Source organism: Pseudomonadota bacterium (genome assembly GCA_039024915.1).
GTDB lineage: Bacteria > Pseudomonadota > Alphaproteobacteria > Rhizobiales > MH13 > MH13.
In genome coordinates, this window is the sequence record JBCCPK010000006.1 from 12,758 (window position 1) to 25,102 (window position 12,345).

12 protein-coding genes are annotated in these 12,345 nt (G+C 58.5%); 11 read left to right on the forward strand and 1 reads right to left on the reverse strand.

The window, feature by feature from the left end:
* Nucleotides 1-64 precede the first annotated feature (64 nt).
* From rpsK to AAF739_12560, 10 genes are all read left to right on the forward strand, one after another.
* The gene (rpsK, locus tag AAF739_12515) at nucleotides 65-454 is read left to right on the forward strand and encodes a 30S ribosomal protein S11 (GenBank protein ID MEM6383491.1); all 390 of its coding nucleotides are present in this window, start codon (nucleotides 65-67) and stop codon (nucleotides 452-454) included.
* 126 nt (nucleotides 455-580) lie between these two features.
* Nucleotides 581-1,597, forward strand: a complete 1,017-nt coding sequence (locus AAF739_12520; protein ID MEM6383492.1) for a DNA-directed RNA polymerase subunit alpha — start codon at nucleotides 581-583, stop codon at nucleotides 1,595-1,597.
* Nucleotides 1,598-1,671: 74 nt separating this feature from the next.
* Complete coding sequence (gene rplQ / locus AAF739_12525; GenBank protein MEM6383493.1) at nucleotides 1,672-2,100, forward strand: 50S ribosomal protein L17; 429 nt, start codon at nucleotides 1,672-1,674, stop codon at nucleotides 2,098-2,100.
* 108 nt (nucleotides 2,101-2,208) lie between these two features.
* On the forward strand, nucleotides 2,209-3,759 hold the full coding sequence (locus AAF739_12530; GenBank protein ID MEM6383494.1) for a Do family serine endopeptidase: 1,551 nt from the start codon (nucleotides 2,209-2,211) through the stop codon (nucleotides 3,757-3,759).
* Between the two features lie 66 nt (nucleotides 3,760-3,825).
* Complete coding sequence (locus AAF739_12535) at nucleotides 3,826-5,139, forward strand: replication-associated recombination protein A (GenBank protein MEM6383495.1); 1,314 nt, start codon at nucleotides 3,826-3,828, stop codon at nucleotides 5,137-5,139.
* Entirely contained in the window at nucleotides 5,139-5,552 is a 414-nt protein-coding gene (locus tag AAF739_12540) for a CrcB family protein (protein MEM6383496.1), read from the forward strand. Before AAF739_12535 ends, AAF739_12540 begins: the two co-directional genes overlap by 1 nt.
* Complete coding sequence (locus AAF739_12545; GenBank protein ID MEM6383497.1) at nucleotides 5,549-6,547, forward strand: RluA family pseudouridine synthase; 999 nt, start codon at nucleotides 5,549-5,551, stop codon at nucleotides 6,545-6,547. Before AAF739_12540 ends, AAF739_12545 begins: the two co-directional genes overlap by 4 nt.
* Nucleotides 6,548-6,571: 24 nt before the next feature.
* Entirely contained in the window at nucleotides 6,572-6,811 is a 240-nt protein-coding gene (locus AAF739_12550) for a hypothetical protein (GenBank protein ID MEM6383498.1), read from the forward strand.
* On the forward strand, nucleotides 6,804-7,607 hold the full coding sequence (locus AAF739_12555) for an ATP12 family protein (GenBank protein ID MEM6383499.1): 804 nt from the start codon (nucleotides 6,804-6,806) through the stop codon (nucleotides 7,605-7,607). Before AAF739_12550 ends, AAF739_12555 begins: the two co-directional genes overlap by 8 nt.
* Nucleotides 7,608-7,742: 135 nt before the next feature.
* A complete protein-coding gene (locus AAF739_12560; protein ID MEM6383500.1) occupies nucleotides 7,743-9,272 on the forward strand; it encodes an acyl-CoA carboxylase subunit beta in 1,530 nt (509 codons plus the stop codon).
* A 34-nt stretch (nucleotides 9,273-9,306) separates the two neighbouring features.
* Here the strand turns inward: AAF739_12560 and AAF739_12565 are convergent, their stop codons facing one another.
* Nucleotides 9,307-10,101 carry a heparan-alpha-glucosaminide N-acetyltransferase gene (locus AAF739_12565; protein MEM6383501.1) on the reverse strand — a complete coding sequence of 265 codons (795 nt, stop codon included), beginning with the start codon at nucleotides 10,099-10,101 and terminating at the stop codon, nucleotides 9,307-9,309.
* A gap of 80 nt (nucleotides 10,102-10,181) precedes the next feature.
* Between AAF739_12565 and AAF739_12570 the strand changes: the two genes are divergently transcribed.
* Entirely contained in the window at nucleotides 10,182-12,194 is a 2,013-nt protein-coding gene (locus AAF739_12570) for an acetyl/propionyl/methylcrotonyl-CoA carboxylase subunit alpha (GenBank protein ID MEM6383502.1), read from the forward strand.
* Nucleotides 12,195-12,345 lie beyond the last annotated feature (151 nt).

Sequence of the window (12,345 nt, forward strand, 5' to 3'; positions counted from 1 at the left end):
GAGCCGGCTGGGCCCCTCGCAAGGCGATGGCAACGGCTGGCTATGAGATCGACAAAGGACCAAAATGGCCAAAGATACCTCCCGTGTTCGGCGCCGTGAGCGCAAGAACATAACATCAGGCGTTGCGCATGTGCGCTCGTCCTTCAACAACACCATGATCACCATCACCGATGTTCAGGGAAATGCTATTTCCTGGTCATCATGCGGCACGATGGGGTTCAAGGGTTCGCGCAAATCAACGCCCTACGCTGCGCAGGTCGCAGCTGAAGACGCCGCGAAAAAGGCGCAGGAGCACGGCGTGAAAACGCTTGAGGTCGAAGTATCGGGACCGGGCTCGGGTCGCGAATCGGCTTTGCGCGCTCTGCAGGCAGCCGGTTTCACGATCACCTCGATCCGTGATGTGACACCGATCCCGCACAATGGGTGCCGCCCGCCCAAGCGTCGGCGCGTTTAGCGCTGCTGACTTGTTTCTGCGGCTTCGCGTAGCGCTCGTAGCGCTTTGAAGCCTTTTCCCTGTAGACGCGTGCCGGACCCGCTAGCAGTCACCCGCGCACCGTCAAACCCAAAGGGGTGCTAAAACGTGATTCACAAGAACTGGCAGAACCTCATTAAACCGTCCAAGCTTGAAGTAAAATCAAGTGACGACGGACGTATCGCGCAGATTGTTGCTGAGCCGCTTGAGCGCGGTTACGGCTTGACGCTGGGCAACGCGCTGCGCCGCATCCTGCTGTCATCTATCCAAGGTGCTTCGGTCACCGCGATGCAGATTGACGGCGTTCTTCACGAGTTTTCCTCGATCCCAGGCGTTCGCGAAGACGTTACCGACATCGTGCTGAACGTCAAAGAGATTGCTTTGCGCATGGAAGGCGAGGGACCCAAGCGCATGATCGTGCGCAAGCAGGGTCCTGGTATCGTAACCGCTGGCGATATCCAGACAGTCGGTGATGTGGAAATCCTCAACCCTCAACATGTGCTGTGCACGCTTGATGAGGATTCGGAAATCCGCATTGAGTTCACCGTAAATACGGGCAAGGGATACATCGAAGCTGAGCGCAACCGGCCAGACGACGCGCCGATCGGGATGGTGCCGATCGACTCGCTTTTCTCGCCAGTCAAGCGCGTTGCCTACAACGTACAGAACACGCGCGAGGGCCAGATTCTCGATTACGATAAGCTGACACTGGACGTCGAAACCAACGGTGCCGTTACCGCCGAAGACGCAATCGCGTTTGCGGCGCGTATTCTGCAGGACCAGCTTCAGATTTTCGTCAATTTCGAAGAGCCGGAGAAAGAGCAGGTCGAAGAGGACTTGCCAGACTTCCCATTCTCGCCAGAGCTTCTCAAGAAGGTTGACGAGTTGGAGCTTTCGGTCCGTTCGGCAAACTGCTTGAAGAACGACAACATTGTCTACATTGGCGACCTGATCCAAAAGACGGAAGCGGAAATGCTCCGTACCCCGAACTTTGGCCGTAAATCGCTCAATGAGATCAAGGAAGTGCTCGCGTCGATGGGGCTCCATCTGGGTATGGATGTCCCGAATTGGCCGCCTGAGAACATTGATGAGCTTTCCAAACGGTATGAAGAACACCAGGTTTGACCACCTGGCAGGAGCAACATGCATCGGCTGAACAAGCAAGTGCTTGGAAGGCTGCGCAATAAAGGAGAAGGGCCATGCGCCACGGTAAATCAGGCCGCAAGCTCAATCGCACCGCAAGCCATCGCAAGGCGATGTTCGCCAACATGGCGGCGTCGCTAATCACACATGAGCAGATCAAGACCACCTTGCCCAAGGCTAAAGAGATGAAGCCGATCATGGACAAGCTCATCACGCTGGCAAAGCGCGGCGATCTGCATGCGCGTCGTCAAGCTTTGTCGCGGGTCCGCGACGAGGCAGCGGTTCGCAAGCTGTTTGGTGTTCTTGGTGAGCGGTACTCGGATCGCCAGGGTGGGTATACGCGCGTCCTCAAAGCTGGCTTCAGGTTTGGCGATAATGCACCAGTGGGTGTTATCGAGCTTGTTGGTCGTGATGTCGAAGCGAAGGGCGCGGCCGATCGCGCGCGCGTTGAAGCAGAAGAAGCGGCGGAGGAAGTCGCGGCCTAATTTGGCCCGGCACCCTGTGAGAATAGGAAAGAGGGCGGCCTTGGAGCTGCCCTTCTTTTTGTCTAGCGTCCGCAGTGAGGGCTTTTTTGTAAGCAAACGGATTCGCCCATGATCAGCGGAACATTTCTCCGATTTTCCAATCGCTTGCTCATGGCTGTTTCCGCTTGTGTGAAGGCCCTTGCGGCACTGGCCGTCTTGGCAGTTTCCAGCCTGCTTTCGGTGCCGGCGTACGCCCAAGCTACTGATGATGTTCCCGGACGCATTCTCGACTTTCTGTTCGAGCAAGGCCCGGAAATCGTGGAGGGGCTCAATAACGAGGGCGTACACCGGCAAACACCTGGCAGCATGGGCCAGCTGCAGCTCTCGTTCGCACCGGTGGTTGACCTGGCAGCCCCGGCGGTCGTTAACGTCTTTGCGACGCGCCGCGAGCGCTTGCGCGATCCGTTTGCAACGATGGATCCCTTTTTCAGGCGGTTCTTTGGCGACCAGATGCCGCGTCGTCCGCGCGAGCGCATGGCGTCCTCGCTGGGTTCCGGTGTTATTGTTGATCCCTCAGGCATCATCGTAACGAACAACCATGTTATCGATGGCGCGGATGAGGTTCGCGTTGCTCTGGCTGATCGTCGGGAATTTGCCGCTGAGGTCCTTATCCGAGATGAGCGGACCGATCTCGCAGTTCTCGAAGTGTTGGACCTTGATGGGACATTGCCTTCAATCCGCATCGGCGCCTCGGATGACCTATTGGTTGGTGACGTTGTGCTCGCGATCGGCAATCCGTTCGGCGTTGGACAGACGGTAACCCAGGGCATCGTGTCGGCGCTGGCGCGCACTCAAGTTGGTGTGACCGACTTTCAGTTCTTCATCCAGACCGACGCAGCCATCAACCCAGGCAATTCGGGCGGCGCACTTGTTGATTTGTCGGGCAACCTGGTGGGTATCAACACAGCCATCTTCTCTCGGTCCGGTGGCTCAAACGGTATCGGCTTTGCCATCCCCACGGAGATGGTTCGCGTTGTGCTTGATCAGTCCGCCTCCGGCGCAGATTTCGTTACCCGGCCCTACCTTGGCGCTCAGGTCCAAAGCGTTACACCGGCGATAGCCGAAGGGTTGGGGCTTCGACGCCCGCGCGGTGTCTTGCTTGCGGATGTGATAGCAAATGGACCTGCGGATCGAGCAGGCCTGAGAAGGGGTGACATCGTCGTTTCGGTCGGCGGTAACCCGGTCAACGATCCCGACGCCTTTGCCTTTCGTTTTTCGCTTGGCGGCATTGGTGGATCTCTGGATTTGGTTTACCTGCGAAACGGCCGGGAACGCGAGACTGTCATCGCGCTTGAAGGCCCACCGGAGACCACCCCACGAGACATTCGCCTGATCGACGGCGGCTCGCCTTTCACGGGGCTGCAGGTCGTCAACCTCTCCCCTGCAGTTGCCCAGGAGCTAGGGATCGACCAATCAAACGGTGTTATGATCACGGACGTTCGTCGGGGCAGCCCCGCCGAGCAGCTCGGCTGGCGTCAGGGCGATCTCGTTCTGCAAGTGAATGGCGTACAAGTGAGCGATACAGAAATGCTTGAGACGCTTGCCGCCGCGCGTGTCAGACGTTGGGATATCGTCTTTGAGCGCGATGGTCGGATCAGGTCGGCGAACTTGCGGTTTTGATGCATGGTGGCAGAGACAGACTTATTCGCCGAGGATCCGACTTCTAGGACCGAAGAGGACCCTGCCGTGCGTGGCACAACCGTGCCACTCGCCGAACGCTTGCGCCCCAAGACCCTTGAGGCCGTCGTCGGCCAAGACCATTTGCTCGCCAAGGACGGAGCGCTTCGCCGCTTGGCCGCAGCGATTGAGGCTGGTGCGGGCTTACCTTCACTCATCTTTTGGGGACCCCCAGGCACGGGCAAAACAACCCTGTCACGGTTGATCACGGACCTCATGGGCGAGAAACCTCGCTTTCGCCAGCTCTCGGCTTTGACGAGCGGGGTCAAAGACCTGAAGTCAGAGTTCGAGGCGGCGCGCGTGGCAGCCAGCACGGGTCGCCGGACGGTTCTGTTCGTCGATGAGATCCACCGCTTCAACAAGGCGCAGCTCGACAGTTTTTTGCCTGTCATGGAAGACGGCACAATCACCTTGATTGGCGCTACGACCGAAAATCCATCGTTTGAGCTGAACCCCGCGCTTTTATCCCGCTGTGAGGTGCTGATACTCGAGCCATTGGGCGCGGATAGTCTGTTGGTGTTGATCCAGCGGGCGCTCGACATTTTTGAGCTTGCAAGCCTTGTCGGCGAGGAAGCTCGCCGACTGATTGCCGCGCGCGCCGATGGTGATGGCCGCCGCGCAATCGCCCTTGTTGAGGCAGTCGCTGCTGGCCAACCCCCAGAGAAGAAGTCTTTCACAGCCGAAGCCGTCGCAGCGCGTCTGGGAACGGTCTTGGCGCGTTACGATAAGGATCGTGACGGCCACTATGACCTGATTTCTGCCTTGCATAAATCGGTACGCGGCTCTGACCCTGATGCCGCGCTTTATTGGTTTGCCCGCATGTTGGAGGGCGGCGAAGACCCGTTGTTTCTCGCTCGACGACTGATCCGGATGGCAAGCGAAGATATCGGCATGGCTGACCCACAGGCGCTTACAGTCTGTGTAGCGGCGCGCGACGCCTTCAGGACTTTGGGCACCCCGGAGGGAGAGTTGGCATTGGCGCAGGCGGTGGTGCACGTCGCAACGGCTCCTAAATCAAACGCCGTCTATGTCGCCTATAAGGCTGCGCGCGTTGCAGCTCGCGAGGGTGGGTCGCTGACGCCGCCCCCTGAGATCTTGAATGCGCCGACTGGGCTGATGAAGGATATCGGCCGTGGTGCGGGCTATCTTTACGACCATGATCAACCTGAGGGTTTCTCCGGTCAGAATTATTTTCCTGAACAGTTGGGACGACGGTCCTTCTACGATCCACCAGAGCGCGGTTTTGAACGTGAGATAACCAAGAGACTGCGTTATTGGCAGGGCCTTCGTGAGGCCCGTGGGAAAGCACGGGGTGCCAAGTGATGGCGTTGGGTGCTGGTCTTTTGGTGTTTGTTGGAGGCGGTACAGGCGCATTGCTGCGTTATGGTCTGGTCCGTTGGTCGGAAACCGCGTTCGGCGCCGCATTCCCCTATGGCGTTCTTTTGGCCAACATTATGGGTTCATTCGCGATGGGCATGCTGACGGGTTGGCTAATCGCACGCGCTGGCGGCTTGCAAGGGTTTCTTGACCTTGAAGGTCATGAAGCCGCCAGGGCTGCGCTTGCGACGGGCCTCCTAGGCGGCTTCACAACCTTTTCTGCGTTCTCGCTTGATGCGGTCCGGCTATGGGAGAACGGAGCAATAGGCTCAGCGGTCGCTTATGTTGCGCTTAGTGTGGGCCTTGCTATTGGGGCACTCATCGTGGGGTTGACAATCGCTCGCCAGGTGTGGGCATGAGCGGCGTCGAGCAGCGGCAGGTAAGCCAGGACGAAGCGGGTATGCGGCTCGACCGCTGGTTCCGTGAGCACTATCCTGGCCTTGCCTTCGGAGCGTTGAACAAGCTTTTGCGCAAAGGCTCTATCCGCATTGATGGCGGCCGCGCCAAATCGAACAGTCGGCTGGCAGCAGGGCAACTGATCCGGGTTCCTCCTCTGGGCGCAGATGCGATGGTGGAGCGTCCTTCGAATTCAATAGCGCCGCAACAGACCGACACCCTGTCCGAACTAAAACGATTGACGCTGTTTGAAGATGACGCCTGTCTGATCTTGAACAAGCCATTTGGCCTGGCCGTTCAGGGAGGCTCGGGCTTGAACCGGCATGTGGACGGTATGCTTGAGGCCTTAAGGGACAGGCTAGGGCGCAAGCCGCGGCTGGTCCATCGCCTCGATCGCGATACCAGTGGAGTGCTGGCCATCGCGAAAACGAAGGCGGCAGCGACTGCGATGGCCGCATCCTTCCGTGGCCGGGCAACGCGTAAGATCTACTGGGCTTTGGTTCGAGGCGTGCCGAAGCCGAGGCAAGGACGCATCTCAAATCATCTTGTTAAGGGAAGCGGCGACGACGGCAATGATCGGATGCGGATTGCGCGGCACGGCGAGGCCGGCGCGGACCACGCGCTCACCCTTTACAACGTTATTGAAACAGCGGGACAACGGCTCACATGGCTGAGCTTACGTCCGATCACCGGACGAACGCACCAGTTGCGTGCTCACTGCAATCACATCGGCCACCCGATTATTGGTGATCCCAAATACTTTGACGTTGAGAACTGGGAAATACCAGGTGGCATTCAAAAGCGGTTGCATTTACACGCGCGTCGCCTTGTTATCCCGCATCCGAAGGGCGGACTGTTGGACGTCACAGCGCCTCTGCCGCCGCATATGCAGCAAAGCTGGAATCTTCTCGGGCTTTCGGCGGACGACAACGGTCAGGATGACGATTGGGACAGCTAGGGCGTTGGCTGCTAGGATAGATGTGTGGACAATGAACTGATCCTTTGGGCTGCTCTGGGCGCTCTGATTGCGCTGTTGGCGCTCGCTGTTTGGGCAGGGCGTCGCGGGTTGCACGCGCTGGGCGTTGTTGGACCAGGTCAGCGACCGACGGCACAAGCGCGGCAAATGGACGAGTTGATTATCGAGCTGCGCAGGCTCAACGCAAATCTTGAAGCAGTTGTTGAGGCAAACAGTCAGCGCAGTTCGAAGGCCGACAATGAGTGATACGACTTCCCCGTTCGATGCGATCTTCGACGGCCATGCAGAGGAACCTATGCGTTCTGCGCAACGCGGAATGCGGCCAGAGCTGCCGAAGCGGTTCTGGTCGGATGTTGCGCTCTCAGAGTCCGGCGGTTTTTATGAAATTCAGCTAGATGGCCGTCCCGCGCGCACTCCCGGACGTAAACCGCTGGGATCGGCCAATCTCGCCGTGGCCGAGCAGCTCGCCATCGAGTGGCGCAACGTTGGAGAGCGGCTTGATCCGCTGACGTTGCCGCTGACCCGCCTGATCAACGTGGCAATTGACCGGGTCGAGGCACGCCGTGACGAGATCGTAGATGACCTTGTCTCCTATGCCGGCTCTGACCTGCTGTGCTATCGTGCTGACCGGCCTGAGGGGCTTGTCGCTATCCAGGCCGAGCACTGGGACCCGCATCTCACTTGGATCGATAAGGTGTACGGCGTTCAACTGAACTTAGCCCAAGGTGTCATGCCCGCCGAGCAGTCTCCCGGGGCGCTGGATGCCTACGGCAGTGCCGTTCGGACAATTGCCGCAACTGCTGAAGTCCTTGCAGCGCTGAGCCTGGCGACCACGCTTACCGGTTCTGCGGTGTTAGGCCTACGCTTGGCCAGTGGAACTATCACCTCCGATGAGGCGTGGGCCGCCGCGCACGTCGATGAGGACTGGAACCGACGACAGTGGGGTGAAGACGACGAGGCAACACGTCTGCGCGAGGGCCGGAAGCGGGACTTCCATTGTGCGGCGTTTGTGCTCGCGGCCCATGCGCCCGAAGCATCCTAGAATTGGAAGACCGTGGGTTGGCCTGTTGCTCGTCCTGCCACCGGACTCAGTGATGTCCGCCCTTCGGATGGTTGGAGTGCGTTGCAGCAACTGGTAAGCGAAGGCGTTGTTTCGCCATTTGGAGGCTTACCGCCCATGACCGTTCTCGAAGAGTTGGAGACACGCCGCGCAGAGGCGAGAGCCGGCGGTGGTGAACGGCGGATCAACGCCCAGCACAAGAAGGGCAAGCTCACCGCACGCGAGCGACTGGGGGCCTTACTCGATGATGGCTCCTTCGAAGAGTACGACATGTTCGTGCAGCATCGCTGCAAAGAGTTCGGCATGGACGAGACACGCTATTCGGGCGACGGGGTCGTGACCGGTTGGGGTACGATCAACGGCCGGGTCGTTTATGTTTTTGCCAAAGACTTCACCGTATTCGGTGGGTCGTTGTCGGAAGCGCACGCCGAGAAGATGATAAAGATCCAGGATATGGCGCTGCGCAATCGCGCGCCGATTATCGGCCTGTTCGACGCGGGTGGCGCGCGAATACAGGAAGGGGTGGCTGCGCTTGCGGGCTATGGTGAAGTGTTTCACCGTAATGTTCGGGCGTCCGGTGTGATCCCACAAATCTCCGTAATTATGGGACCGTGCGCGGGTGGCGATGTCTATTCGCCGGCGATGACCGATTTCATCTTCATGGTTCGCGACACCAGCTACATGTTCGTGACCGGACCGGATGTTGTGAAGACTGTGACAAACGAGACGGTCACCGCTGAAGAGCTCGGTGGTGCTAAGATTCATACAACAAAATCATCCATTGCAGACAAGGCATTTGACAATGACCTTGAAGCGTTACTTGAAGTCCGAAGGCTGATCGACTTCTTGCCCGCTTCGAACAGCGCAGAGCTTCCGGAAATTCCGTGCTTCGATAGTGTGCAAAGCCAGGACGATAGCCTCGATACGCTTGTGCCTGCCAATCCGAACCAGCCCTATGACATGCGCGAGCTGGTCCTTAAAACGCTCGACGACGGCGATTTTTACGAGATTCAAGGGGCGTTCGCGCAGAATATCATTACTGGTTTCGGACGCATCGAAGGCGCACCGGTCGGTATTGTCGCCAATCAGCCCATGGTGTTGGCAGGTGTCCTCGATTCAGACGCCTCCCGAAAGGCTGGCCGCTTTGTTCGGTTCTGCGACTGTTTCAACATCCCGCTTGTGACGTTCGTCGACGTTCCGGGTTTCCTGCCCGGCACCGCGCAGGAATATGGCGGTCTCATCAAGCATGGTGCCAAACTGCTCTACGCTTTTGCCGAAGCGACAGTGCCGAAGATCACGGTCATCACCCGCAAATCCTACGGCGGCGCCTACGTGGTTATGTCGTCGAAGCACATCGGTGGCGATATAACGTACGCATGGCCTTCGGCTGAAATCGCGGTGATGGGCTCCAAGGGTGCCGCCGAGATTCTCTACCGGCATGAATTGGACGATCCTGAAAAAGTCGCGGGGCGCATCGCGGACTATGAAGATCGCTTTGCGAACCCGTTTGTGGCTGCCGAGCGCGGCTTTATCGATGACGTGATTCTGCCGCACTCGACCAGACGCAGGGTTGCGCGTGGTTTGCGCCTCCTGAAGTCGAAAGCTGTCGACATCCCCTGGAAGAAGCACGACAACATTCCACTCTAGGCCACCATCAGAAGCGACGTGGCCATGTCTCGCGTCATGCTAGCGGGGCGGGATGCAGCTGACCGACGAGGGTCAGAAGTCCGATCAGGATGGGTTGGTGGATGAGATAGATCGCCAGACTATGCCTACCCATCCAACTGAGCACATCGTAAGTGGGCCAGCTTGAAATATCGGCGGTGGCAGTTGGCCGGCTTGCCAGCCACGGCAAAAGCCAAGCCCGGCCCAGAGCGCACGCGATGCACCCAACGGCGAGCCACGGCATCATCGGTACCCAATCCGCTGTCACTGGCGCGCGGGTTCCGAGCCCGATCCAGATAAGGGCGGGGGTGTTAAACGCTTCAAGCGCAACCGCCTCGTGAACGATCAGAACGACCGCACCGACGCTCAAAGTAAAAAAGGGATGAGCCCCAACAAGCAGAGCCAGCAGAATACTGGCGACGAAGATATGATGCAGAACACCGAAATAGATCGGTGCTTGGGGCAGCGCAAACAGCGTGACGATTGTGATCAAGGCAGCAGCGCTCGCCAGAAACACCATGCGCCGAAGAAAGCGATGATTGGTGATCAGTGGTCCGTCACAGGCACGATCGGCGAGGGCAATCGACAGGCCGCTGATGGCGAGAAACGAGCCGGCGATGAACGGAGCGATCACGCCAAGGAGCGCATCTCGCTGGGGAGACCAGGCCCAAACACCCAGAAAGAGGGCATCCCAGAAAGCGTGATAGATGATCATGGCAACCAGCGCAGCGCCACGTGCGCGATCGATCCAAACAAGCCGCTCGCGCGTCAACTTGGGCGGGCGTTTAAAAGCTCGTAGATCGAGCGCCATGCCATCACCTTTCGGTCAAGTTGCCGGCTTTTGTGCACTGCCGTAGGAAAGGACGATTCATCTAGCTGGGGTGGGCTTACTTGTTCAACGCTCTTTTGATTGCCAACCGCGGCGAAATCGCCTGCCGCGTCATCAAGACCGCACGTGCGATGGGAATTCGAACCGTTGCGGTCCATTCTGAAGCAGATAGCTATGCACTGCATGTGCGCATGGCTGATGAAGCGGTGTTGATTGGCCCGCCGCCCGCTGCACAGTCCTACTTGCTTGAAGATGTCATCATCGAGGCTTGCCGCAAGACCGGTGCCGATGCCGTACATCCCGGCTATGGCTTCCTGTCCGAGCGGCCAAGTTTTGCGGGTAAACTGAAGGAGGCAGGTATCGCTTTTGTTGGCCCTAATGTTGGGGCGATTGAGGCAATGGGCGATAAAATAACCTCCAAGAAGGTCGCATCCGATGCCGGCGTTTCGACTGTGCCCGGTTATCTAGGCATTCTTGAGAGCCCCGATGAGGCTGTGCGCATTGCCGGTGAAATCGGCTATCCGGTCATGATCAAGGCATCGGCCGGCGGTGGCGGCAAGGGCATGCGCATCGCCTATTCGGACGATGAGGTACGCGAAGGGTTTGAGCGTTCGAAGTCTGAGGCGGCGTCGTCATTTGGAGACGATCGGCTCTTTGTTGAGAAGTTTATCGAGAACCCACGTCACATCGAGATCCAGGTTCTCGGCGACAAACACGGCAACTGCGTTTATCTCGCTGAACGTGAGTGCTCCATCCAGCGGCGAAACCAGAAGGTTATTGAAGAAGCGCCGTCGCCGCTTTTGGACCCCCAAACGCGCGCCAAGATGGGGGAGCAGGCTGTGGCTTTGGCCAAGGCGGTCGATTACGATTCCGCTGGCACTGTCGAGTTTGTTGTTGGTCAGGACAAGAGCTTCTACTTTCTGGAGATGAACACCAGGCTGCAAGTCGAGCATCCGGTAACGGAATTGATCACCGGCGTCGATCTGGTGGAGCAAATGATCCGATCTGCAGCCGGGCAGCAGCTTGAACTCAAACAAGATGATATTTCCATCAACGGTTGGTCGGTTGAGTCGCGTGTGTACGCCGAAGACCCGGCACGCGGCTTTCTTCCCTCAATAGGCCGTCTGACCCGCTACCGTCCGCCGCCCGAAGGCATGCACGGTGGCGAGATGGTCCGTGTCGACACCGGTGTGGTCGAAGGCTCGGAAATCTCGATGTTCTATGACCCGATGATCGCAAAACTTGTGACACATGCTAGCGATCGTTCGTCCGCCATTGCCGCAATGGAGGATGCCCTTGACCGCTTCGAAATCAAGGGAATTGAACACAATCTCGGTTTCCTTTCAGCCCTGATGGCGCACCCGCGGTGGAAAGCGGGCGAGCTGACCACCAACTTTATCGCCGAAGAATTTCCCGACGGCTTCCTTACACCGGAGCCCGGAGCCGAAGAGCGATCGACATTTGCAGCCGTCGCGCTTGCGATAGAACTTGTGCACCAGAGGCGCCTCGATCATCTCACCGGGAGACTACGCCCCAACCTTGCTCCCGTGGACGCCAATTGGCGGGTCTTGTTGCAAGGCGACGCCGTGGATGTCAGCGCCGTAGAGGGAGATGCCCTGCCGCCGCTTAAAATCACGGCCAACATTAACGGCATCGCCACCTCCATTGAATCGGACTGGAAACCCGATGATGGTTTGTGGCTCGGGACTGTCTCTGGAAAGACTGTGGCCGCGCGGGTCAAGCGTCACGGGCACAAGCTGACTATCGAACGGCGCGGTGTTCGCTTGGATGTACAGGTGGTGCGGCCACATTTAGCGCCTCTGGCCGCCCTCATGCCAGAGAAGGTCGCCCCGGACACCTCGCAGTATCTTTTGTGTCCCATGCCGGGGCTTGTTGTCTCTATGAGTGTTAGCGAAGGTGATCAGGTCCAGGCCGGGCAACAGCTCGCCGTCGTAGAAGCCATGAAGATGGAAAACGTCTTGCGGGCCGAGCGCGACGCAATCGTCAAAGCTGTTCATGTCGAGGCCGGTCAAAGCCTCGCGGTCGACGAGATCATGGTTGAGTTCGAGCAGTAGAGAGACGCTGGCGGCCTTCCGCATGGGTCGCGTCTGGCACGCGTGCAAAAATGTCCGAAGCACCAGGTAACAGGTACTAGCTCGGCGTAACAACCGGGTTGAATATTCTGACTACGCCAGAGTGCTTGCGGACGTTAAGGCCGCAAGTACA

Coding starts and splice junctions, on each gene's coding strand:
- rpsK (MEM6383491.1), top strand. CDS start 65: ATGGCCAAAGATACCTCCCGTGTTCGGCGCCGTGAGCGCAAGAACATA.
- rplQ (MEM6383493.1), top strand. CDS start 1,672: ATGCGCCACGGTAAATCAGGCCGCAAGCTCAATCGCACCGCAAGCCAT.
- AAF739_12530 (MEM6383494.1), top strand. CDS start 2,209: ATGATCAGCGGAACATTTCTCCGATTTTCCAATCGCTTGCTCATGGCT.
- AAF739_12540 (MEM6383496.1), top strand. CDS start 5,139: ATGGCGTTGGGTGCTGGTCTTTTGGTGTTTGTTGGAGGCGGTACAGGC.
- AAF739_12545 (MEM6383497.1), top strand. CDS start 5,549: ATGAGCGGCGTCGAGCAGCGGCAGGTAAGCCAGGACGAAGCGGGTATG.
- AAF739_12555 (MEM6383499.1), top strand. CDS start 6,804: ATGAGTGATACGACTTCCCCGTTCGATGCGATCTTCGACGGCCATGCA.
- AAF739_12560 (MEM6383500.1), top strand. CDS start 7,743: ATGACCGTTCTCGAAGAGTTGGAGACACGCCGCGCAGAGGCGAGAGCC.
- AAF739_12565 (MEM6383501.1), bottom strand. CDS start 10,101: ATGGCGCTCGATCTACGAGCTTTTAAACGCCCGCCCAAGTTGACGCGC.